Source organism: Pseudomonas sp. GW821-FHT07B01 (assembly GCF_059419065.1).
On sequence record NZ_JBWKRA010000036.1, the window covers coordinates 1 to 23,551 of the forward strand.

Below are 23,551 nucleotides of genomic sequence, written 5' to 3' on the forward strand. Positions count from 1 at the left end.
TCTGTACTGCGTCAACAGTCAGAATCGGGCTTTGTCCCTTCTCCTCCCTTCAAGTCCTAGCATACAAGCTGGCTTGCGGCCTTCGCGAGCAAGCCAGCCCCCACAGTGGATTGGTGTAAGACTTTAGCTGCGGGCGAAGGCCACCGCTGCCTCGAACTGCTCCTGCGTAGGCCGCACGCCGGTATAAAGCACAAACTGCTCCAACGCCTGAATAGCGATCACTTCCAGCCCGGTAATCACCCGCTTGCCCTGCGCACGCCCCCGCACGATCAACGGCGTTTCCGCCGGGATCGCCACCACATCGAAGACCGTCTCAGCCTGATCGATTGCCTTGGCCTCAAACGCCAACGCATCCGCCTCGACCCCGCCGGTCATGCCGATGGGCGTCACGTTGATCAGCATCTGTGGCCGCAGATTGCCCAGATCCGCCTGCCACTGATACCCCAGGTTCCTGGCCAATGCCTGGCCCGCCACCTCATTACGCGCCACGATCACGCCATTGGCGTACCCCCCGTCACGCAAGGCGCTGGCGACCGCCTTGGCCATGCCGCCGCTGCCGCGCAGGGCGAAGCTGGAGTCCTTGGGCACCGCGTGTTTTTTCAGCAATTGCTCGATGGCGATGTAGTCGGTGTTGTAAGCCTTGAGGTGGCCGTTGGTGTTGACGATGGTGTTCAAGGAGTCAATGGCTTGAACCGAATCGTCGAGTTCGTCCACTAAGGCAATGGCAGTCTCCTTGAACGGCATGGACACCCCGCAACCGCGCACACCCAGGGCGCGGATACCGCCGATCGCGCCGGGCAAGTCCTGGCTGCTGAAGGCTTTATAGTAAAAATTCAGACCCAGCTGTTCATACAGGTGGTTATGAAAACGCAGGCCAAAGTTCCCAGGGCGCGCCGACAGTGACATGCACAGTTGGGTGTCCTTGTTGGGGTGCATCTGCATGGATAACTCCTTGAAGTAAGCAAATCGGTACAGACCTTACACAACCTTTACCCATTGGCCGTGCTGTTTTTCTGAAATACGTTGTCTTAAAAGTATCCCTGCGACAATCCTTGAGTCTATTGATTGCAGACCACAAGCGCGGGGGCTAACCGAGGAAAGACCATCATGCGTAAACTCCCCAGGATCGCCTTGCTTATCGGCGCACTCGCGATGGCCGGCCAAGCCTCCGCCCACGGTGGTGGTTGGGGTGGCCCGGCCGTGTTCGGTGCGCTTGTCGGCGCAGCGGTAGTCGGCTCTGTGGTTGCCAGCCAGCCGCGTGAGGTGTACGTGCAACAACCGGTGTATGTGCAGCCGCAGCCGGTGTATGCCGCGCCGCCGCCGGTCTACTACGCGCCACCGCCACCAGTGTATGTGCAACAGCAGGTTTACTACCGCCCGGCGCCCGTCTACTACGGCCCACCGCGCGGTTATTATGGGCCGCCTCGCGGCTATTACGGCCCGCCCCACGGCTACTACCGCCATGGTTGGTAAGTTTTAATCCGTTGACAGCCACAGGCCTCGCCCACACGCGGGGCCTTTTTTTTGCCTGGGAAGTCCGGATTAATCCTGCCAGTGTCGCTGTGAGAACAACGTACGAGCGGCAATCCCACATGATAAGCGTCAAATATCCTCTTGATCGATGACGGGCTGCGCTGTCATGTTTGCGTCACAAAACAGTCGCACTATCGACCCAGTCCAACCAATAACAATTAAGGACGATTGACCATGCCCACACAAAACCCGCACCGCACCGCCGGCCTTTGCACCTCCAGCAAGGTCTACAGCGCCTTGACTGAACTCAAGCACCTTGAAGGCCATCGCAGCGCCAAGTTCCTGGCATTGCTGGCAGAAAACCTGGTGCGCAAGGGCCTGCTCAGTGAGCACGAAGTGGTGAACATGCTCGACCAGGTGGTGGATTAACGCCTGACGTTGATGTCGACTATCGAGCCAGGTGATTTTCCCCAGGCACCGGCAAACCGTAAGGTGACCTCCATAACGTTTGGAGGTACTTATGCCCACTGTTCAAATCATGTCCGTCATCGGCAGCGCCGTCCCCGCCCCTCTGCGCAAACTGGGCTTGCTCGCCTGCTGGTATGTCGTACGCGATGGCGAGCCGATCAGCGGCCCGCTCACGTCGTTATCCGATGCCGAAACACAACGCCGGATGGCAACCGAATTCAGACTAGAAGCCTGAACGTTACGGCAACGGCAACTTGACCCGCGGCTTGGTTTCGACGAACAACGCCCAGCAAGACATGAACAACGCAGCCACCAGCGGCCCGATGACAAAGCCGTTAAGGCCGAACACCGAGAGGCCGCCCAAGGTCGAGATCAGGATCAGGTAGTCCGGCATCTTGGTATCCTTGCCCACCAGGATCGGACGCAGCACGTTGTCCACCAGGCCAATCACGAACACCCCGAACAGCCCCAGCACCACGCCCTGCCAGATCGAACCGCTCAACAGGAAATAAACTGCCACCGGCCCCCAGACCAGCCCGGCACCCACCGCAGGCAGTAGTGACAGGAACGCCATCAGCACGGCCCAGAGCAAGGCACTCGGGATGTCCAGGAACCAGAAAATCAAGCCTCCCAGCGCACCTTGGGTCACAGCCACCAGCACGTTGCCCTTGACCGTGGCGCGCACCACTCGGTTGAACTTGAGCTGCAGGCGACGCTTTTGCGGCTCGGCCAACGGTACTGCCGTGCGCACCTTGCGTACCAGTTCCGGGCCATCGCGCAGCAGGAAAAACAGCAGGTACAGCATGATGAAAAAGCTCACCAGGAAATCAAACGTACCCTGGCCGAAGCTGAACGCCTGGGAGGCAAAGAACTGACTGCCCTGCATCGCGCCCTTGACGACCTTTTCCCGCAGCCCTTCGAGGTTGCCCATGCCAAAACGGTCGAGCAACTGCTGGAAATACGGGGGTAGGACGTTCTTGAATTGCTCGATATAACCCGCTACGTCGAGTTTGCCGCTCTCGATGTTTTTGTAGAGCGTGGCCCCCTCTTGCACCAGCAAAGCACTGGTGATGATCACCGGCAGAATCGCGATCACCAGGCACACCATCAAGGTGGTCAGGGAGGTCAGGTTGCGGTTCCAGCTAAAACGCTGCTGCAGGCGGCGCTGCATCGGCGCAAAGATAATGCCCAGGATCACGGCCCAGAACACCGCACCGTAGAACGGCAGCAATATCCAGATAAAAGCCACGGTGACCAAGGCCAGTAGCAGCAACAGGGTTTTGAATTGCAGGTTGGTTTGATTCATGTCCGGTCCATGTCAGAAAAACAGGGCCGATGGCGGCCCTGTTGCTTAGTCCGCAGCCAAACGTGGGAGTGCCCTTGTTTATCGAACAAGCATAGATCGCCATGCGTAGACGTGGATCAATGAACGGCGCCCGGCCCTGCACTACCCTCGCGCCTTTTGCGACCTACAGCCATGCCCTCGATGATTGCCCCCGAACTGCTCGCCCCTGCCGGCACCCTGAAAAACATGCGCTACGCCTTCGCCTACGGTGCCGATGCGGTCTATGCTGGCCAGCCGCGCTACAGCCTGCGGGTGCGCAACAACGAGTTCGACCACGCCAACCTGGCCCTCGGCATCCAGGAAGCCCATGACCAGAGCAAGCGTTTCTACGTGGTGGTGAACATTGCGCCCCACAACGCCAAGCTCAAGACCTTCCTCAAGGACCTGGCGCCGGTGATCGCCATGGGCCCGGATGCGCTGATCATGTCCGATCCTGGGCTGATCATGCTGGTGCGCCAGCACTTCCCGCAGATGCCGATCCACCTGTCGGTACAGGCCAATACGGTGAATTGGGCCAGCGTGGCGTTCTGGCAGCAACAAGGCATTTGCAGGGTGATTCTGTCGCGGGAGCTGTCTCTGGAAGAGATTGGCGAAATCCGCCAGCAGGTGCCGACGATGGAGTTGGAGGTGTTTGTACATGGCGCCTTGTGCATGGCCTATTCCGGACGGTGCCTGCTGTCGGGCTATATGAACAAGCGCGATGCCAACCAGGGCAGTTGCACCAATGCCTGCCGCTGGAAATACCAGGCCACGCCGGCAGTGGAGAATGCCACTGGCGATATCGTCCATGAATATCAACCCACATTGGGCATCGGCACACCCACCGATCAGGTGTTCCTGCTACAAGAGGCCAATCGCCCCGATGACCCCATGCCCGCTTTCGAAGACGAACACGGCACCTACATCATGAACGCCAAGGACCTGCGGGCCGTGCAGCATGTGGAGCGCCTGGCACAGATGGGCGTGCATTCGTTGAAGATCGAAGGCCGCACCAAGTCCCACTTCTACTGCGCGCGCACCACCCAGGTCTACCGCCAGGCCATCGATGACGCAGTGGCCGGCCGTGCATTTGACCGCGGCTTGATGACCAACCTCGAGTCCCTGGCCCAGCGTGGCTACACCGAAGGTTTTCTGCGCCGCCACGTGCACGATGAATACCAGAACTACCAGAACGGCAGCTCGGTTTCCGAGCGCCAGCAGTTCGTTGGGGAGCTGACTGGCGAACGTCGTGGCGCGTTGGCCGAGGTGAAGGTGAAGAATCGCTTTGCGCTGGGCGACCACCTAGAGTTGATGACGCCCGCGGGCAATTTTCATTTTGACTTGCCGAGCCTGCATAACGCCAAGGGCGAAAGCATTGAGGTGGCGCCGGGGGACGGGCATACGGTGTATGTGCCGATTCCGGCGCAGATGGACCTGCGCTTTGGCCTGCTGATGCGCGACGTTTAAACCCTGCCATGGGTTGAATGGATCAGATCCTGAACTGGCCCACCAACTGCCCGAGGCGCTGGCCCAGGTCGGCCAGACTGCGAGACGTCTGAGCGCCCAGTTGGGTTTCGTCCGCCACGCTGTCTACCGCTACCGCAATCTGATGCACGCTGCGGTTGATCTCTTCCGCCACGGCGGTCTGCTCTTCCGCGGCGCTGGCGATCTGGGCGTTCATTGAGTTGATGGTGCCAATCAGTTGCGCCATGGTGTCCAGGGACGCGCCGGCCTGGTTGGCCTGGGCCGAGGTGCCGTCGCCGGCATCGCTGGAGCGGCGCATAGCGTCCACGGCCGCCTCGGTGCCTTTTTGCAGGCGATCGATCATGCCCTGGATTTCCTGGGTGCTGGTTTGGGTGCGACTGGCCAGGGCGCGCACTTCATCGGCGACTACGGCAAAGCCACGCCCAGCCTCCCCGGCCCGTGCGGCCTCGATGGCAGCGTTGAGCGCCAGCAGGTTGGTTTGCTCGGCGATGGAGCGGATCACGCCGAGCACACTGACGATTGACGACACATCCTGCTGCAGGCTGTCTAGGGACACGCCGCTGCTGCGGATGTCGTTCACCAGCGCATGGATCTGCGCGATGCTACCGTCCACCACCCGTTTGGCGGCCTGGCCTTCGGCGTCGGTCTGCTGCGCAGCGACGGCGGCGCCTTGGGCACTGCGTGCCACTTCGTGGGCGGCCGAGGACATCTGGTTGATCGCGGTGGCCACCTGGTCGGTCTCGTGGCGCTGGCGTTCCATGGCCTGTTCGGAACGCTGGGCCTGGTCGGACACCTGGCTCACCAGCCCGGTGAGTTGGGCGGTCATGTCGGTGATCTGGCGCACCAGGCCGTGGATTTTATCGACAAAGCGGTTGAATGCACCGGCCAGGTCGCCGAGTTCATCCTGGCTGGTGATGGCCAGGCGGCGGGTCAGGTCACCTTCACCCGCGGCGATGTCATCGAGGTTGGCTTTCATCAGGTGCAGCGGGCGCAAGATGGTATTGGCCAGCAGCATGCCCACGGCGGCGATCACCAGCAACACCACCACGGCCACGCCGAGGATGCTCAACAGCACGCCTTGCATGCGCTTCTCGACTTTTGCCTGCACCACCGCCACTTGGGCGTCGATGCCATCGAGGTTCACCGAGGTGCCGATCACCATGTCCCACTTGGGCAGGTACTCGGTATAGCCGAGCTTGGGCACCAGTTCGGTCTGGCCAGGCTGGGTCGAGCTGTATTGCAGGTAGTGGGTGCCGTCCTTGCCGACCTTGACCAGGTCGCGGTTGACGTAGACGCCGTTGGGGTCGCGGTTGTCCTTGAAGCTTTTGCCTACGCCGTCCGGGCTGTTGCCCTTGAACAGGCGGATGGTTTCGGAGTCGTAGCCGAAGAAATAGCCGTCTTTGCCGTAGCTGGTATTGGATAACAACTTGACCACCTGCGCCCGCGCCGCGCTGTCGCCGGGGGCTGCCGCGTCGTAGAGCGGCTTGATGGTGGTCATGGCCACCTCGACATAACTTTGCAGGGTGGCCTTGGCGTCGTTGAGCAGGCGCTGGCGGGTTTCATCCACCTCGTTGCGGGCCTGGCCCTGCAGAATCCACACGGTGGTCAGGCTGATGACCACGGCAAACAACAACACCGGCACGACAGCAAGGGCCAGGACTTTGGCCTTCAAACTCAGACGCATGGCTTTTCTCTCTTGTTAGTGGCGACTTGAGAGGTTAACGGCCATGTGAGCGATTACTGTAGGCGCGAGCTTGTGTAGCGAGGCAGCTTGCTGCCGCTGGGGTGCGCAGCGCCCGCACGCTTTTTTGGGGCTGCTTCGCAGCCCAGCGGGAGCAAGCTCCCTCGCCACAGAGGTTCTCGCCTGGATCAGAGCGTCATCGCAGCCAGCCAGCCGAAGGCCAGCAACGGCAGGTTGTAGTGCAGGAAGGTCGGCACCACGGTGTCCCAGATATGGTGGTGCTGGCCGTCGATGTTCAGGCCGGAGGTGGGGCCGAGGGTGGAGTCCGAGGCGGGCGAACCGGCGTCGCCCAAGGCACCGGCGGTACCGACAATGCACACGATGGCCAGCGGGCTGAAGCCCAGTTGCACACACAGCGGCACGAAAATCGCCGCGAGGATCGGCACCGTGGAAAACGACGAACCGATGCCCATGGTCACCAACAACCCCACCAGCAGCATCAGCAACGCGCCGACGCCCCGGCTATGGCCGATGAACGCCGCCGAGGTTTGCACCAGCGAGTTCACGTCACCGGTGGCCTTGAGCACTTCGGCAAAACCTGAGGACGCGATCATGATGAAGCCGATCATCGCCATCATTTTCATGCCTTCGGTGAACAGGTCATCGGTGTCGCGCCAGCGCACGATGCCCGACACCGAGAAGATCAGGAACCCGGCCAGGGCGCCGATGATCATCGAGTCCAGCCACAACTGGATGATGAACGCCGAGGCGATCGCCAGGCCGGCCACCAGCAGGGTCAGCGGGTTGTACTGCACCGCTACTTGCTCGACACGCTCGATTTTCTTCAGGTCGTACACACGCTTTTTGCGGTAGCTGATCAGCACCGCCACCAGCAGGCCGACCACCATGCCCAGCGCCGGCAAGCCCATGGCGTGGGTGACATTGACCCCGCTGATATCCACCCCGCTCTTGGCGACGTTAGCCAGCAGGATCTGATTGAGGAAGATATTGCCAAAGCCCACCGGCAGAAACATGTACGGGGTGATCAGGCCGAAGGTCATCACGCAGGCGATCAGGCGACGGTCCAGTTGCAGCTTGGTCAGCACATACAGCAGCGGGGGTACCAGCAGCGGAATAAACGCAATGTGGATCGGCAAGATGTTCTGCGAGGCAATCGCCACCACCCACAACAGGCCGATCAGCAGCCATTTGACGTGGTTGCCACCGCTGGCGTCCTGGCGGTCCACCAGCAGCAAGGCTTTGTCCGCCAGGGCATGGGCCAGTCCGGACTTGGCAATCGCCACGGCGAAAGCCCCGAGCAATGCGTAGGACAAGGCCACGGTTGCGCCGCCGCCCAGCCCGCCGTTGAAGGCCTTGAGCGTGGCCTCGATACCCAGGCCACCGGTCAAGCCGCCCACCAGGGCGCCGACGATAATGGCGATGACCACGTGCACGCGGGACAGGCTGAGTACCAGCATGGTGCCGACCGCGGCGATGACTGCGTTAATCATGGTTACCTCAAGCAGAAACAAAAAAGACAGGCATGCCCGCGCGCGGCCCATGGGAACAGCTGCCGGCGTGCAAGCTTGAAAGAGGTCTTATTAGAGGGCGCGCACTTTGCAGGAGCTGGGCTGTCATGTCAAAAACTGTGGTGAGGCAAAGCCCTCTGCACGCATAAAGAATTACAGGCACTGGCCGATACGCTGTCTCTATGTGCTTTCAGGTAAGGATGTCCCGATGTCGCTCAGGCAGCTCTCCATTCAATGGAAAATCACCCTGCTGGCGGGCCTCTGCCTGCTGGGGATCGTGACCCTGCTGGTGGGTCTGTCGCTGTATCGCATGGCGCAGAGCTCGCAACAGGTCAAGGCATCCAGCATGCAGATGCTCGACGAAGCCGCCCAGTCGCGCATCGAGGCCCAAGGCGAAGTGCAAGCGCTGGGCATTCGCCAGCAGTTCATGGATGCCTACCAGTACGGCCATGGCTTTTCCCGCCAGGTGCTGTTTTTGCGCGAACAGGCCGAGAAGCGCTTTCTCGATGCCTTCGACACCCGTGAAGACCTGACCCGCCAGGTCAAGGCCGCGCTACAGGCCAACCCTGACCTGCTCGGCCTGTCCCTGGTGTTCGAAGCCAATGCGCTGGACGGCAAGGACGAACTGTTCGCCAATCAGGCGGAACTGGGCAGCAATGACAAAGGCCGTTTCGCGCTGTACTGGTCGCAACCGACACCGGGGAAAATCACCTCGATGGCGCTGCCCGAGAGCGACATGGCCGACACCTCCATCGGCCCCAGCGGCGAAAAGGCCAACGCCTGGTTCACCTGCCCGCGCACGACTCTCAAGCCCTGCGTGATCGAGCCCTACTTCTATGTGATCGACGGCCAGAACGTGCTGATGACCAGCATCGTGTTCCCGCTGATGGTCAATGGCAAAGTCATCGCCTCGCTATCGGTGGATATCAACCTCAACAGCCTGCAGGCGGTCAGCCAACAGGCCAGCCAGAAACTGTACGACGGCCAGACCCAAGTCAGCATCCTCAGCCCGACCGGCTTACTGGCCGGCTACAGCCCGGATGCCAGCAAACTCAGCCAACGCCTGGAGCAGGTCGACCCGGCCAGCGGCGCACAGTTGACCAGTGCCTTGGCCAGCAGTACCCAGACGCGCAGCCTGCGCACCGACCATCAACTCAAGGTACTGGCGCCTTTTGCGCCGATTCCCGGCGGTAAGGCGTGGGGCGTATTGCTGGATGTACCGGAAAAAGTCCTGGTCGCCCCCGCCGAAGCGCTGAAAAACCAGCTGGACGCCGACAACGCCAAAGGCACCCTGCTAGAACTGGGCCTGGGCCTGCTCGCCGCCGTGGTCGGCTTGATCCTGGTGTGGCTGATGGCGCGCAGCGTGACCCGGCCAATCCTTGGCGTGGCGCACATGCTTGAGGATATCGCCAGCGGCGAAGGCGACCTGACCCGACGCCTGGCCTACGCCAAACAGGACGAACTGGGCCAATTGGCCGGCTGGTTCAACCGTTTCCTCGACAAGCTGCAGCCGATCATTGCCGAGGTCAAACGCTCGGTGCAGGACGCCCGCGGCACCGCCGACCAGTCCGCCGCTATTGCCACGCAAACCAGCGCCGGCATGGAGCAGCAGTACCGTCAGGTTGATCAGGTGGCCACCGCATCCCACGAAATGAGCGCCACCGCCCAGGACGTGGCCCGCAGCGCCGCCCAGGCGGCCCAAGCCGCCCGAGATGCCGACCAGGCGACTCGCCAAGGCTTGACGGTTATCGACCGCACCACCGCCAACATTGGCGAGCTCGCCGCCGACATGAGCACCGCCATGACCCAGGTAGAAGGCTTGGCCGCCAACAGCGAACAGATCGGCTCGGTGCTTGAAGTGATTCGCGGCATCGCCGAGCAGACCAATCTGTTGGCGCTCAACGCCGCCATCGAAGCCGCTCGCGCCGGTGAAGCCGGCCGCGGTTTTGCCGTGGTCGCCGACGAAGTGCGCAACCTGGCGCGGCGCACCCAGGAATCGGTGGAAGAAACCCGCCTGGTGATCGAACAATTGCAAACCGGTACCAGCGACGTGGTCGGCTCCATGGGCAACAGCTATCGCCAGGCTCAGGGCAGCGTCGAACAGGTCGGCCAGGCCGTCACCGCCTTGCGCCAGATTGGCGATGCGGTCACGGTGATCAGTGATATGAACCTGCAAATCGCCAGCGCCGCCGAAGAGCAAAGCGCCGTGGCCGAAGAGATCAACAGCAACGTGGCGACCATCCGCGATGTGACCGAGTCGTTGTCGGAGCAGGCCAATGAATCGGCGCGGGTCAGTCAGGCGCTGAACAGCCTGGCAAATCAGCAGCAGGGGTTGATGGATCAGTTCAGGGTCTAAATGTAGCAAGGCTTTTCTGTGGGAGCCGGGCTTGCCCGCGATGCAGACACCTCGGTATGTCAGGCAAACCGAGTCGATGCTATTGCAGGCAAGCCAGCTCCCACATTTTGAGCGGTGGTGTGTGAATGCTAGCGGCGTGGCAACTGGATCAATACCTTGAGCCCACCCAGCTCGCTTTCTTGCAGTTGCAACACCCCATCCCACACCTCAACGATGTCCCGCACGATCCCCAAACCCAGGCCATGGCCAACCCTTTGCTCATCCAGGCGTGCGCCACGGCTGAACACTTGGTCACGCTGAGCCTCGGGAATGCCGGGGCCGTCGTCTTCCACCGCCAGCCGATAGCCCTGGGGCGCCTCGCTGACGCTCAGGCGTACCTCGGCGTCCGCCCATTTACAGGCGTTGTCCAACAGATTGCCCAGCAGTTCCAGCAGGTCTTCACGGTCCCAGGGCAGTTGCAGGCCCGGCGCCACCTGATAGCTGAGGTCCAGGTGTTCGCCGTGGATCATGCGCAGGGTGGCCAGTAAACCGGGCAGCTCTTGTTCACAGTCAAACAACGCGCCCGGCAAGGCATCGCCCGCCAGGCGCGCACGGTTGAGTTCACGGTTGAGGCGCTGCTGCACCTGCTCCAATTGCTCGCGCAGCAACTGGCTCAGTTGCGGATGATCCTTGAGGGCGTCACTGGAGGCGGCGCTCAACAACACTGCCAGCGGGGTTTTCAGCGCATGCCCCAGGTTGCCGAGGGCGTTGCGGGAGCGCTTGAGGCTGTCTTCGGTGTGCGCCAACAGGTGGTTGATCTGCGCCACTAGGGGCTCCAGCTCAAGCGGCACCTGGGTGTCGAGTTGCGAGCGCTGGCCTTGTTGCAGTTGGGCGATCTGGTTGCGTGCGGTCTCCAGGGGGCGCAGGGCACGGCGCACGGTGACCCGTTGCAGGATCAGCACCAACAGCAGCGCCGCCAGCCCCATCACCAGGCCGACCTGGCGCATCAGGCGAAAGCTTTCGCGCACAGGCGTGTAGTCCTGGGCCACGCTGATGGAAATCGATTGGCCGAAGCGCTTGTAGTCCGAGCGCAGCACCAACAGTTGCTGGCCTTCGGGGCCCAGTTGCAGGTTGCCCTTGAGCCCCGCCACCGGGAGCCGGGGCAGTTCCTGGTCCCACAATGAACGGGAGCGCCAATGCACATCGGCAAAGTCGATACGAAAGTAATGCCCGGAAAACGGCCGCTGGTACGCCGGCGACAGGCGTTGCTCATCCAACTGCACGCCGTTGGGCCCACGCACCAGCGCCACCAGCAGGTTTTCGCTGTCGTTGCGCAAGCCCGCTTCAAGGTAGCGTTGCAAACCCGCCTCGAACAACCACAGGCTGGTTTGCGCCAGCACCACGCCGACAATCACCATCACGCTGATCAACCCCAGGCTCAAGCGCCGCTGGATCGACCTCATGCCGGGGTGGCGCCGAAACGGTAGCCCTGGCCTCGCCGGGTCTCGATCACGCTGCGGCCCAATTTGCGCCTCAGATGGTTGACGTGCACCTCCAGCACATTGGAGTCGCGCTCGGTCTCGCCGTCATACAAGTGTTCGGCCAGGTGGCTTTTGGACAGGATCTGTTCGGGATGCAGCATGAAATAGCGCAACAAACGAAACTCGGCAGCCGTCAGCTGGATCTCGGCGCCGTCACGTAGCACGCACTGGCGCCCTTCATCCAGATGCAGGCCGGCAGCTTGCAGGGTGGGCTGGTTCGTCTGGCCATGGGAGCGGCGCAGCAGCGACTGGATGCGCAGGTACAGTTCTTCAGGGTGAAAGGGTTTGCTCAGGTAATCATCGGCGCCGGCCTTGAGCCCTTCGATGCGCTCGGCCCAGGAATCGCGGGCCGTGAGGATCAGCACCGGGATGGCCAACGCGGCGGCGCGCCATTGCGCCAGCACGTCAAGCCCGGGCAAACCGGGCAGGCCAAGGTCGAGAATGATCAAGTCATAGGGCTCGCTGCGCCCTTGATACACGGCGTCCCGGCCGTCGGCCAGCCAGTCGACTGCATAACCCTGGCGCTGCAGGCCGGCCATCAGTTCGTCGGCCAGGGGCACGTTGTCTTCCACCAGGAGCAGGCGCATCAGTCTTCCTCATCTTTGATCAGGTCGCCATTGGTGGCATCCAGCTTGATCTCGCGCACCACGCCCTCGGTGGTCACCAGTTCCACTTCATAGGCGTATTGCCCGTGTTTCTTTTCCAGTTCGGCTTCCAGCAGCCGTGAGCCGGGGTATCGCGCCATGGCCTGCTGCAACAGCTGTTCCAATGGCAGGATGACGCCTTGTTGGCGCAGGGCCAGGGCTTCGTCCTGGTTGAGGTCGCGGGCCGCCAGGCTGGAACAGAACACCATGAGCACCAGCGCCACGCGACTGCCGACGCGTAAATTTACCTTCATTACGTATCCTGATGATTCTTGAGAACCTGCCCGGTGAGCGCGTTCAATTCAACATCCCATTCAATGCCGTCGGTATCTCGCAGCTCGACTTCATAGACGTACTTGCCGTATTCCTCATCCAAATCGGTGTCCAGCAGCGTCGAACCAGGGTGAAGGGCCAGGGCCGTAGCTTCCAATTGATCGAAAGCGACAATTGTAACAGTGGCCGGCACGATCAGTGGCTTGTCGGGGTCCACCGCGGCGGCCGGGGTCGCCGTAACGAGGATGATAGCGGCGGCGCCCAGGGCAGTGAGGCCCTTCATGATAAGTCTCCGTTACATGATGTTTTCCTACGCCGGCCACGGTACGCGCCGCAACTTAACTGAAACTGAATTGCCACCATGGCAATTCCAGTCAAGCCATTTTTCCCACTGCCTGCGAGATTTCCTATACTGCCCCGCTCGCCTCAACAGAGACCGGTATGACAGCCATCCATATCAAGTTCCCGGCCTTGACCCTCAAGGCCGGCAAGCGCGCCTTCACCCGCATCCGCGAGCTGGGCCTTGCGCCTGCCGACGTCGGTATCCTCCCCGGCGCGGCGGGCGGCCCCAAGGCCCTGGGTATCCAAGGGCTCGACCTGGCGCTGTTCGGTGACTGGTTGCCCCGTGCGCCGCGCGAGCGTGCGCTGATCGGTGCGTCCATTGGCTCCTGGCGGTTTGCCAGCGCCTGCCTGCCCGACCCGGTGCAAGGTTTGCTCGACCTGGGCCGGCTGTACAACGAGCAGCGCTTTGCCAAAGGCGTGACCATGGCGCAAGTCAGCCAGAGCTGCCAACGCATGCTCGACGACCTGCTGGCCGGGCGCGATGCGCGGGTGCTGGACAACCCCGACTATCGGCTGAACATCATGGTGGTCAAGAGCCACGGCTTGCTCGCCGATGACCACCGTGGACGGCTGGGGCTGGGCCTGTCGTCGGTGATTGCCGATAACCTGCGGGGCCGCGCACGGCTGTCGCGGCATTTCGAGCGGCTGATCATCCACGACCCGCGCCAGGCGCCCCCTGTACACCCGCTGAAGGATTTCCCCTCGCGCTTCCTCACCCTGGACGTGGGTAACCTGCGCCAGGCGTTGCTCGCGTCCGGGTCGATCCCCATGGTCATGCAAGGCGTGCGCGACCTGCCCGGGGCCGGGGCCGGCACCTACCGCGACGGCGGCCTGTTGGATTACCACCTCGACCTGCCCTACCACGGGGATGACATCGTGCTGTACCCGCATTTTACTGACCGGGTCATCCCCGGCTGGTTCGACAAGGGCCTGCCATGGCGGCGCAGCAACCAGCAGGGCTTGCAGGATGTGTTACTGCTGGCGCCGTCCAGGGACTACCTGGCCCGCCTGCCCCACGGCAAGCTGCCAGACCGCAGCGACTTCAAGCGCTTTATGGGCGATGACCCTGGCCGTAACAAATATTGGCAAACTGCCATGAGCGAGAGCCAACGGCTGGGGGATGAGTTTTTGGCATTGGCGGATAACGGCAAGCTCGGCGACCGATTGCTAGCCCTTTGACCGCATGGGTGCCTGCGGCCGAGGGGCGGTATGCGCAGAGGTTGATCAAACTGTTAAACTCGCCGCCTGCCAGACACCTGACCGAGCTGAAAACACTGTGGAAATCTTCAAAGAGTTTACCTTCGAATCCGCCCATCGCCTGCCCCACGTACCGGAAGGCCACAAATGCGGGCGTCTGCACGGGCACTCGTTCAAGGTGGCCATCCACCTGAGCGGCGATCTGGATCCCCATACCGGCTGGATTCGCGACTTCTCGGAGATCAAGGCGATTTTCAAGCCGCTCTATGAACGCCTCGACCACAACTACCTCAATGACATTCCCGGCCTGGAAAACCCCACCAGCGAAGTGCTGGCCAAGTGGATCTGGAATGAACTGAAACCCTTGCTGCCGGAACTCAGTGCGATCCGTATCCACGAGACCTGCACCAGTGGGTGCATTTATCGCGGCGAGTAAGTGATCGAGTGTTGAAAAGACCACCTGCGGGAAATGTCACCGTGGCGAGGGAGCTTGCTCCCGCTGGGTCGCGAAGCGGCCCCAAAAGATGGGACTGCTACGCAGCCCAACGGGAGCAAGCTCCCTCGCCACAGGTCACTGTTTTTTTCGCTCTAGCTCTTAATTGGCTGGCATTGCCAACTGTAGGTGTTTTTTTCGAAGCGGCGGGCTGATCCATTAGGAAAACCCGCACAGACGCCGATCGACTGAGCCAGTTTGGCTCACCGCTGCACTGCTTTTGCGCTGATTGGGAGGAGGCGGCCTTATAAAGGGCTTACTCCGTCAGCGCATACCTGCCTGCACCTGCATTGGCACGCAGGATGCACACGACCTGGGTCACCACTCAGGGAGCAGCCCCCATGACGCAACAAGACCCCGGCAACGACTACCCTCTCAGCGAAGTCCCCTTGCACGCGCGCAAGGGTCTGGCCTCTACGGCCATGGTGTTGCTGGGGTTCACCTTTTTTACCGCGACGATGTTCGCCGGCGGCAAGCTGGGGGTGGCGTTCAGCTTCATCGACATGCTCGGCGTCGTGGCCCTGGGTAACCTGTTGTTGGGTATCTACGCCGCAGGCTTGGGTTACATCGCGTTCAAGAGCGGCTTGAACTCGGTGTTGATGGGGCGTTTCTGCTTTGGCGAAGTGGGCAGCAAGCTCAGTGACTTGATCCTCGGTTTTACCCAGATCGGCTGGTATGCCTGGGGCACGGCCACGGCAGCAGTGGTATTGGGCAAGTATTTCCAATTGAGCCAGGGCAGTGTGCTGGGGCTGATGGTGGTATTTGGCTTACTGTTCTGCGCCACCGCCTACGTGGGGTATCGCGGCTTGGAAATCCTGTCCTACATCGCGGTGCCGGCCATGGGCATCCTGTTGATGCTGTCGATGTGGGTCGCCACCGTAAAGGTCGGCGGGCTGGAGGGGCTGCTGGCGGTGGTGCCCAGCGCTGAGCTGGACTTGTCCACCGCCATCACCCTGGTGTTCGGGACCTTTGTCAGCGGGGCAACCCAGGCCACCAACTGGACGCGGTTTTCGCGCTCGGCCAAGGTTGCGGTGCTGGCCAGCCTGATCGGCTTTTTTGTCGGCAATGGTTTGATGGTGCTGATCGGGGCCTATGGCGCCATCGTCTATCAGCAACCGGATGTAGTGGAAGTCTTGCTGCTGCAAGGTTTCGCCACGGCGGCGATGGCGATGTTGCTGCTCAATATCTGGAGCACCCAGGACAACACCATCTACAACTTCGCCGTCGCCGGTTGCAACCTGCTGCGTACCCAGCGTCGCAAGAGCGTGACCCTGGCCGGCGCGGTGATCGGCACCCTGCTCGCCTTGTTCGGCATGTACGACCTGTTGGTGCCGTACCTGATCCTGCTGGGCACGGTCATCCCGCCGATAGGAGGCGTGATCATGGCGGACTTCTTCTATCGCTATCGCGGCCAATATCCGCGCTTGGCAGAGGCTCACTTACCGGCATTCAATTGGCCAGGTCTGATCGCGTATGGGGTGGGCACCGTGGTCGCGTTCAACTCGCCGTGGGTCGCACCGTTGGTGGGAATTTTTGCCGCATCGCTGACCTATGTGCTGCTCAGCGCCATACTACGCGCCATGACCGCCTGGACATCGGTATCGCCCTGAGGATCTGGCGGCTGTCTGCCTGATTGTTTTTAGCCAAGAGGAACTTGCCCATGCACATCATCAATGCCCGCCTGCGCAACCGTGAAGGCCTGCATGATCTGCACCTGGAAAATGGCCGGATCGCCAGCATCACTGCGCAAACCGGAGCGCCCACACTGATGGCCGGCGACTTGGACGCCGCCGGCAACCTGGTCATACCGCCCTTTGTCGAGCCCCACATCCACCTCGACGCCACCCTCACCGCCGGCGAGCCGCGCTGGAACATGAGCGGTACGCTGTTTGAAGGCATCGAGTGCTGGGGCGAACGCAAGGCCACCATTACTCTGGAAGACACCAAGGCCCGGGCCAAAAAAACCATTCAGGCCCTCGCCGCCCATGGCATCCAGCATGTGCGCACCCATGTCGACGTCACCGACCCGGACCTCACCGCACTCAAGGCCCTGCTGGAGGTACGTGAAGAGAGCACGCACCTGATCGACCTGCAAATCGTCGCCTTTCCCCAGGAAGGCATCGAGTCCTTCCGCAATGGTCGTGAGTTGATGGAAGAAGCCATTCGCCTGGGTGCCGATGTGATCGGTGGCATCCCCCACTTCGAATACACCCGCGACCAAGGCGTGAGTTCGGTGAAGTTCCTCATGGATCTGGCCGAACGTACTGGCTGCCTGGTGGACGTGCACTGTGACGAAACCGACGACCCCCACTCACGCTTTCTCGAAGTCCTCGCGGAAGAAGCCCGCAGCCGCGACATGGGTGCCCGCGTGACCGCCAGCCATACCACCGCCATGGGTTCCTACGACAATGCTTACTGCGCCAAGCTGTTTCGCCTGCTAGGACACTCCGGCATCAGCTTTGTCTCGTGCCCCACCGAAAGCATCCACCTGCAAGGCCGCTTCGACAACTTCCCGAAACGCCGCGGTGTCACCCGTGTGAACGAACTGCTTGAGGCCGGCATGAACGTGTGTTTCGGCCAGGATTCCATCGTCGATCCCTGGTACCCGCTGGGTAACGGCAACATTCTGCGAGTACTGGAGGCCGGTCTGCACATCTGCCATATGCTCGGTTACCGCAATTTGCAAAACGCCCTGGACCTGGTCACCGACAACAGTGCCAAAGCCATGGCCCTGGGCGATCGTTATGGGTTGCAAGCAGGTCGCCCGGCCAACCTGCTGATCCTGTCGGCCGACAGCGACTACGAAGTCATACGTAGCCAGGGCCTGCCGTTGTACTCGATTCGCAACGGCAAGGTACTGATGAAACGGCAACCGGCACAGGTAGAGTTTATGTAACCGCGTGGGTTAGACGACTGAGTCGATGTCCAACGTTTGCACCCGTACCTGTTCATCGTGGGAAGGCGGCGGGACGCTGGTGAATTGGGCCGGCTCACGATTCTCGCGATGGCGGAACCAACGCTTGAGGCTCGCTTGCAGATGTGCAGAAGAGGCATGGTTGCCGTAGACATCGCGGGCTTGCAGGCGACGCCATCGCAGGCTTGCCAAGCGCTCGCGGCTGGTGTGCAAACGGTCGATCTCTGCGTTCAAGGCATCAGTAGGTTCATGGCTACGATCATTGGCAGGGCGCCGCAGAGCAAGTTCACGCCGCTTGGTCCGTAGTTGCTCGCGCATGTCTTCAAAGGCCCGGTCGAGCAGCTCGAATTCCCTCTGGGTCACCAACGAGCCCTCACTCTCCAGGGTTTGTTGCCAGCGGCGCAATGTCGCCCACGCCGCGGGGATGTAGCTGGTGGTCATGAAGTGCTGGTCGGCTTGAAACAGCTGCCTCAGCAAATTATCGCGGTCGGGCATGTCGCCCTGCAGTTGCAATGCGCGGTTGCAACCCGCTTCTTGGAGGGATTCACAGCCAGGCTTCCATAACACCGAGGAATGGCTGCCATCCGGGAGCGTGATCGGCATGAAGTGATATTGCTCGCCATGATGTCGATAGGGGTTGCCGCCCACGCGCACCAGCCCTGCGGCGAACAACAGGCCACCGGGCACGGGATTGCTGAATAGCGTGACGGCCCCGGGAATCCAGAGCTTGGCGGTGGTATTCATCCAGGGCGCCGGGACGCTGGGGACAGGGTCGTTGTGGTTGACGATGCGGTGGTGGACCAGGGAAGAGGCACCGACGGTAAACTCAGAGTCGGCGGCGCGGGGGGCGCCGTAGGTGTAGAGCAGGATGTTGTAATGGGCATCCTGGGCTCGGCGCAGCCCTTCGGCCAACAGCAATGCAATGGCGCCTCCGAGGCTGTGACCGCAAATTACGATGCGCTGGCCCACATGAAACTGATCAAGGTATTGCAATACGAAATCACGCATAGCCCGGTAGGCCTGGTAAAAACCACCGTGCGCTTTTCCAACGCCGTCGTCGAAAGACACCTGATGGGCGTCGGCGTCGCGTAATACGTCGGCACGGCTGACCGTTCCTCGCACAGAAATCAGGATGATCTGATCGTGGTGAGTGATGAAGGCCTGGGTATCAGTGCCAAATTTTTCATCATCAAAAAAGTGCAAACGTGCGGGATGCTCCTGCTCTTCGTTTCGTTCCGGGCGATTTTGGGGATACAACACGGGATCGAACGGCAGGATTTCGAAGCGTTGGGAGTAAGGGATATCTTCGTAGATCGGGTAAAAACGGTGTGATTGCTTCGGATCAATTCGCCAGGCTTCGTGATACACCGAAAGCTGTTCAGCGAATAAATTTCCAACGCTCGGATCCAACGGAAACCGGACTTCGTCTAATGGTTTTTCGGCGGGGGCCTGTCCAAAATCGCAGTAACTCAACGCAGCAAACAATGCCAGTTGGTATAGGTTCAGGGCGCAGAAGCCGTCTTCGGTGGATAAGATTGGGCGTAAGGCCCGTAGTGGTCGCACTTCCAGAACGGTGTGCTTGTTGGGGAACAGTACGATACCCACCAATGAAGGCTGAGGCGGGCCGAAGCCCAGATCGGCCATCATTTTCAGTGCATGGCGCTTGGGAGAGTGGACTCGAGGCGTTGTCGGAGGCAAATGGGCAACATGACGAACTAAATCTCTAACTTCGACTTGATAAAATCTGTTGGGTTGATGTTGAGCGGGATTGGCTTCAATACGACGTCCATCGACCGAAGCAAATCTGGTTTGCTCAGCACGAAATTGAAGCTCGGTGATAGGTAGCTGATAAGTCGGCCGCATCATTAACCGACGATATGGCTGCTCGGTTCCTGAATACAAATCGTCAAAAACGAGGACCACAGGACCGCTGTAAATGTCTTTTAGCTTGGCGAATCCTTCCTCGTTCAATCTACCTTTGTACTCTCGTCCAGCGCTGTCGCGGACCGTATACGACAGACCGCCGTACGTCGCCCCAACTCCAGTTTCATCGACCAAGCAAAAACTCACCCACTGCCCTCGCAATGAACAAGCTGGCGTGCTGTCACTGAAAAAGGGTCGCTTCCTTGCGTCCAAATACATGGCCTACTCCTTATTAATCACACGATGGATAAATATTACAAATGCGACCATCCGGCATTTTTATCGGTTTAAAGTCGGTGGTATTGCCGTTGCAATAAGCGTCCCGATCGGCAAAGTTTTTACCCCTACATCGCTTCCATCCACCTGGAACATTTATCCAATTATCGTCAAAGGCGGGTCGTTCCTCATCAGTCAAATTCAACACAACCTTGAGTTTTTTCCCCGGCAGTTGATCTCTTTGTACAACGCCCCCTACCCGCGACTCTTGCAACTCGCCCATCGAATCCAATGAATTGCAGATCAGGAGTTTTCTAATCGCATGCAAAGGCCCTACCGTCCGAAAGTGCCACTTACATTGCCCAAGGACTTCCTGCACACCCGACCCAGGCATCCCAGGCAGGTCGGCCTCCAAACGGTCTCGAATGGAAATACTCCCGAAATTCCCGCCCACATCCGTACTCCGTGTCCCCCACTTCGCATAGAAGTCAAATTCCACACTGCGCAGGACCAACGGACATCCTTCTACCGTTTCAGTCAGTGGCAACTCATAACTCACACTGCTGGCCACAGGCTTGTAGTCTGTAAAAAAGACTTTCCGCTCAGGTCTTTTGCCTCGCCGCCGAGGCAAGGTGCAAGTCTCACCCGTTGCGGGCCGGTAGTTGGCAGCCGTTTTAAGTTCAAATTGCGCTGGCAAATCCACCTCCAATGTAAAACTCTCCACCGCCTTCCCCGTACATCCCGAAAGCACCGCAGCTACCAGCCACACCCCTCCCATCCATCTATTCACCACTCCCCCCCTCCCTACGCCACTGCTCCACCACTCGTTCAAAATGCTCCCCTGGCGCCTCGCCGGCCCTCGGCTGCCAATGGATAACACTGCTTCGGGTCGCCTCTGCCAAACGACGCACTACCAGAAATTCGAGCTTCTCCGGCTCCCACCATTGCCAGGTGCGCGCCTGCGCCAGTACCTGGGCCAGCCAAATCCTTGGGTCTTGGAATTCGACCAATGCCGCCAGGTCTTCACTGTGTTCCGCCAACAGGTAACGCAGGATATTGGCGTTCAGGATGGCTTCGGCCTGGGGGTTGGGTGTATCGAGCCAAGGCGGAAGCCGAGGCGCTGGGTAATCGCCCGGTGCAGGGTTTTCGTGATGGCACCAACGGCCTTCGTGCCAATAGCACACACTGATCAGCGGCCCGAGGTAGACCGGCCAATGCTCTTTGGCCAGATGGGCCAAGGCGCGGGCCAAGGTGCGGTTGTCGTGAATGCGGTAAAGCGCCTGCTGGCCCTCTGGCCCTATCAGGAGCCTTTCGCGCCAATGGCGCGCCACATCCGCCAAGTCGGTAGCCGACAAGCTCGCTAGCCACCCCCAGTTTGACTCCGGGTGTTGCAACAGATCAGCCAGGGCGGGTTCATTGATCTGCTCAAGCAAGAGGATGATCGGGCCAGAACTCGCCAGCTCCGCCGCGGCGGTATCGCTATAGAGATTGCAATAGTGCGACGGGGCGCAACCTGCCAATAGAGGCTGGCGAGTCTCGTCGCTACCCTCCACTATCAGGCACAATCGGTGCCCGTTCTGCAGCTGTTGGGCCATCCAACGATGGGGCAAGCTGTCCATCAAGCCGCCCTCTGCGTGATATCGCACAGGCCTTCGCGGCAGCGCTCGCACAGGGGGCAAAAGTCCGCGTCAAGTTGCCTGGCCAAGTCCATGACGACGCTTTGCACTGCCGATAACTGCGCGCCAGCGAGCAGAGCCGGGCTCACCGAACTGCTTGCGACCGACGAACCGGCCTGGGTGAGGGGCCTGCTGCTTGAGATACTGCCCGCTTGCATCACCAAGTGTTCCCCGCCAGCCATCAAGCTCAGTTGCGCACCGGCCTCAATGACCAGGCTGGCACCGGCCTTGAGGTGAACCTGCTGCCCAGCTTCGATAACCAGACTCTGGCCAACGCGAGTCAGGCTATCGCCCTCTACCTCCAGGCGACTGTCATGACCCACCCGTTGTTCCAAGTCACGCTGGGCGCGCAGGTAGATGAGCTCTTCGCCGCGTCGATCTTCAACGTGCAGCTCGTTAGCCCCTCCACCATCCGGTGAACTGCGGCTACGCAGCACGCTGCGTGTCTTGTGCTGCGGCAAGGGATAGGCTGGCAGGTGTGAAGCATTGGGCAGGCAACCCGTAACGAGAGGGTGATCCGGGTCGCCCTCCAGAAAGCTCACCAGCACTTCCATCCCTACCCGTGGAATCACCATGGCACCAAACCCGTCCCCCGCCCAACCGGACGCCACGCGCAGCCAGCAACTGCTCGCCCCCTCGCGGTTGTCCACACGATCCCAATGAAAGCGCACCCTCACCCGACCATAGGCATCGCAATGCACGTCCTCGCCCGCAGGCCCGGTTACCGTCGCGGTCTGGCTGCCACTGATCGTCGGCCTGGGATGCTTGAGGGCAGGTCGATGCACTGCACGCCAGGGTGTCGCGGTGAATCGGTTGCGATAGCCCTGGAATCCACTGGCTTCAACTATCGACTCCTCCAACACCTGCGGCTGGCAACCCTCATGACGCACCGAAGTCAGCAGCCATAAATCGTTGCAGAGTGGGTCGGGGTGATCACATAGCTCAAGGAAGTGACCACTGCACAATGCCGGTTGATCGCTCTTGCCCAACACCCTGTGGCGATCACGCTGGTGACGCTCCAGGCCGCGTCGCGCCAGCTGCGCGCCGCGCGCATGCCCCGTAAAACCGGCAGGGTAGGCATAGTCTTCCAAAGCTTGCGCCTGCCCGGCACCGGCATGCTTTTGCAGGCGAAATGAAGGGTGCTCGAAGTCATAGTCACGGCGTACAGTGCGCCGGCTGCGCGTCTCCAATCGCAGGTCGAAGCGCTGTACAACACGGCTCTGGAGCGTCGGATCAGGCGACGAACAATACCGCTGGACTGGCAACCGTCGAAATACTGTCTGGTCATCACCGAACACCAGCAGATGATTGTCCACGCTGTGACGAAAGTGATAGTGGATGCCCTCCTCTTCACACAGCCGCTGGATAAAATGCAGGTCGGACTCCCTGTACTGCACGCAAAACGCGCGTGGCGGATACACCACCGGCCCGAGTTCAAAGGCATAGGCGTCAGAGAAGATGCCGTGGTGTTCGAGGACCGTCGCAATGATCTGCGGTACGCTGCGCTGCTGGAAAATCCGCTGGTCACAACGATGGGCAAGGGATGCCAGACGTGGAGCCAGCGTGATGTGATAACGGGTGAGTCGCGCACCGGGATCGTCCCGACCGATGGCGTAGACGTGCCCATGCAGGCCCTGCCCTGCTTCCCCGAAGTCCAGATAGGCGGGTTTATGAAGCAATGCCTCCAGGTCAAGAGAAGGATCTTCGCTGACTAACTGCACCTGTATGAAGTAAGGTTGATCGAGGGCTTCGCTGCCTTTGAACGCTACTACCTGAAGATCTGTATTTATTTCTGAAAGGATCAATTTGAAATATGACGAAAGAAACTTGTTAACCATCCTTTGTTACCCGCCATCAACTTTTCGATTGAACGACTCTCTTTCGCCAACACCAACTGGATTGGAAAAAAAGCACCTGAACATGCTCAAGCTTAGCGATTTCAGGCGATTTTCGGCCCGCGCCGAATAAAAAAGAAGTTTCGTACAACGAGAATGGAAGTGTCTTTTTACAAAATATTAATACTTTCCATAACAAACA

General features: G+C 60.4%; 21 protein-coding genes. 9 read left to right on the forward strand and 12 right to left on the reverse strand.

What is annotated here, in order from left to right; translation table 11 throughout:
- Positions 1-123: 123 nt before the first annotated feature.
- Entirely contained in the window at positions 124-942 is an 819-nt protein-coding gene (locus tag AC07S6_RS25830) for a shikimate 5-dehydrogenase (RefSeq protein WP_495113310.1), read from the reverse strand.
- Between the two features lie 165 nt (positions 943-1,107).
- Between AC07S6_RS25830 and AC07S6_RS25835 the strand changes: the two genes are divergently transcribed.
- The 3 genes from AC07S6_RS25835 (at position 1,108) to AC07S6_RS25845 (ending at position 2,176) form a co-directional block, all read left to right on the forward strand.
- Positions 1,108-1,473 (forward strand): hypothetical protein, encoded by a 366-nt coding sequence (locus AC07S6_RS25835; RefSeq protein WP_003190286.1) that lies wholly within the window; start codon positions 1,108-1,110, stop codon positions 1,471-1,473.
- Positions 1,474-1,707: 234 nt separating this feature from the next.
- A complete protein-coding gene (locus AC07S6_RS25840; protein ID WP_003190284.1) occupies positions 1,708-1,902 on the forward strand; it encodes a hypothetical protein in 195 nt (64 codons plus the stop codon).
- A 91-nt stretch (positions 1,903-1,993) separates the two neighbouring features.
- The gene (locus AC07S6_RS25845; RefSeq protein ID WP_490614626.1) at positions 1,994-2,176 is read left to right on the forward strand and encodes a hypothetical protein; all 183 of its coding nucleotides are present in this window, start codon (positions 1,994-1,996) and stop codon (positions 2,174-2,176) included.
- A gap of 3 nt (positions 2,177-2,179) precedes the next feature.
- Here the strand turns inward: AC07S6_RS25845 and AC07S6_RS25850 are convergent, their stop codons facing one another.
- Positions 2,180-3,247, reverse strand: coding sequence for an AI-2E family transporter (locus AC07S6_RS25850; protein WP_019818663.1), 1,068 nt, complete (start codon positions 3,245-3,247; stop codon positions 2,180-2,182).
- 171 nt (positions 3,248-3,418) lie between these two features.
- Here AC07S6_RS25850 and trhP point away from each other — a divergent pair, with 171 nt between their 5' ends.
- Positions 3,419-4,732: a prephenate-dependent tRNA uridine(34) hydroxylase TrhP gene (gene trhP, locus AC07S6_RS25855; RefSeq protein WP_495113311.1), complete on the forward strand. Its 1,314-nt coding sequence runs from the start codon at positions 3,419-3,421 to the stop codon at positions 4,730-4,732.
- A gap of 22 nt (positions 4,733-4,754) precedes the next feature.
- Here the strand turns inward: trhP and ctpM are convergent, their stop codons facing one another.
- Positions 4,755-6,434: a methyl-accepting chemotaxis protein CtpM gene (gene ctpM / locus AC07S6_RS25860; RefSeq protein ID WP_054922288.1), complete on the reverse strand. Its 1,680-nt coding sequence runs from the start codon at positions 6,432-6,434 to the stop codon at positions 4,755-4,757.
- A gap of 185 nt (positions 6,435-6,619) precedes the next feature.
- Positions 6,620-7,939, reverse strand: coding sequence for a Na+/H+ antiporter family protein (locus AC07S6_RS25865; protein WP_165861644.1), 1,320 nt, complete (start codon positions 7,937-7,939; stop codon positions 6,620-6,622).
- Between the two features lie 229 nt (positions 7,940-8,168).
- Here AC07S6_RS25865 and AC07S6_RS25870 point away from each other — a divergent pair, with 229 nt between their 5' ends.
- Complete coding sequence (locus tag AC07S6_RS25870; protein WP_197865353.1) at positions 8,169-10,316, forward strand: methyl-accepting chemotaxis protein; 2,148 nt, start codon at positions 8,169-8,171, stop codon at positions 10,314-10,316.
- 128 nt (positions 10,317-10,444) lie between these two features.
- Here the strand turns inward: AC07S6_RS25870 and AC07S6_RS25875 are convergent, their stop codons facing one another.
- The 4 genes from AC07S6_RS25875 to AC07S6_RS25890 are packed head-to-tail and all read right to left on the reverse strand — an operon-like array spanning position 10,445 to position 13,036.
- Positions 10,445-11,758 (reverse strand): sensor histidine kinase, encoded by a 1,314-nt coding sequence (locus AC07S6_RS25875; RefSeq protein ID WP_495113312.1) that lies wholly within the window; start codon positions 11,756-11,758, stop codon positions 10,445-10,447.
- Positions 11,755-12,423: a response regulator transcription factor gene (locus AC07S6_RS25880; protein WP_003190268.1), complete on the reverse strand. Its 669-nt coding sequence runs from the start codon at positions 12,421-12,423 to the stop codon at positions 11,755-11,757. The genes AC07S6_RS25875 and AC07S6_RS25880 overlap by 4 nt, the downstream gene beginning before the upstream one ends.
- The gene (locus AC07S6_RS25885; RefSeq protein ID WP_003190266.1) at positions 12,423-12,734 is read right to left on the reverse strand and encodes a PepSY domain-containing protein; all 312 of its coding nucleotides are present in this window, start codon (positions 12,732-12,734) and stop codon (positions 12,423-12,425) included. Before AC07S6_RS25885 ends, AC07S6_RS25880 begins: the two co-directional genes overlap by 1 nt.
- Entirely contained in the window at positions 12,734-13,036 is a 303-nt protein-coding gene (locus AC07S6_RS25890) for a PepSY domain-containing protein (RefSeq protein ID WP_495113313.1), read from the reverse strand. The genes AC07S6_RS25885 and AC07S6_RS25890 overlap by 1 nt, the downstream gene beginning before the upstream one ends.
- Positions 13,037-13,194: 158 nt before the next feature.
- Here AC07S6_RS25890 and AC07S6_RS25895 point away from each other — a divergent pair, with 158 nt between their 5' ends.
- From AC07S6_RS25895 to codA, 4 genes are all read left to right on the forward strand, one after another.
- Entirely contained in the window at positions 13,195-14,274 is a 1,080-nt protein-coding gene (locus tag AC07S6_RS25895) for a patatin-like phospholipase domain-containing protein (RefSeq protein ID WP_495113314.1), read from the forward strand.
- A 97-nt stretch (positions 14,275-14,371) separates the two neighbouring features.
- The gene (gene queD / locus AC07S6_RS25900) at positions 14,372-14,728 is read left to right on the forward strand and encodes a 6-carboxytetrahydropterin synthase QueD (RefSeq protein ID WP_003190259.1); all 357 of its coding nucleotides are present in this window, start codon (positions 14,372-14,374) and stop codon (positions 14,726-14,728) included.
- Positions 14,729-15,126: 398 nt separating this feature from the next.
- The gene (gene codB / locus AC07S6_RS25905) at positions 15,127-16,395 is read left to right on the forward strand and encodes a cytosine permease (protein ID WP_054922300.1); all 1,269 of its coding nucleotides are present in this window, start codon (positions 15,127-15,129) and stop codon (positions 16,393-16,395) included.
- Between the two features lie 50 nt (positions 16,396-16,445).
- Positions 16,446-17,681, forward strand: a complete 1,236-nt coding sequence (codA, locus tag AC07S6_RS25910) for a cytosine deaminase (protein WP_034125811.1) — start codon at positions 16,446-16,448, stop codon at positions 17,679-17,681.
- 9 nt (positions 17,682-17,690) lie between these two features.
- Here the strand turns inward: codA and AC07S6_RS25915 are convergent, their stop codons facing one another.
- Genes AC07S6_RS25915 through tssI form a run of 4 tightly spaced genes read right to left on the reverse strand, consistent with a single transcriptional unit; the run spans position 17,691 to position 23,352 of the window.
- Positions 17,691-19,841 carry a lipase family protein gene (locus AC07S6_RS25915; protein WP_495113315.1) on the reverse strand — a complete coding sequence of 717 codons (2,151 nt, stop codon included), beginning with the start codon at positions 19,839-19,841 and terminating at the stop codon, positions 17,691-17,693.
- Between the two features lie 13 nt (positions 19,842-19,854).
- Complete coding sequence (locus tag AC07S6_RS25920; protein WP_495113325.1) at positions 19,855-20,616, reverse strand: hypothetical protein; 762 nt, start codon at positions 20,614-20,616, stop codon at positions 19,855-19,857.
- 4 nt (positions 20,617-20,620) lie between these two features.
- On the reverse strand, positions 20,621-21,457 hold the full coding sequence (locus AC07S6_RS25925) for a DUF4123 domain-containing protein (RefSeq protein WP_197882624.1): 837 nt from the start codon (positions 21,455-21,457) through the stop codon (positions 20,621-20,623).
- Positions 21,457-23,352, reverse strand: coding sequence for a type VI secretion system tip protein TssI/VgrG (gene tssI, locus AC07S6_RS25930; protein ID WP_495113316.1), 1,896 nt, complete (start codon positions 23,350-23,352; stop codon positions 21,457-21,459). Before tssI ends, AC07S6_RS25925 begins: the two co-directional genes overlap by 1 nt.
- Positions 23,353-23,551: the final 199 nt, after the last annotated feature.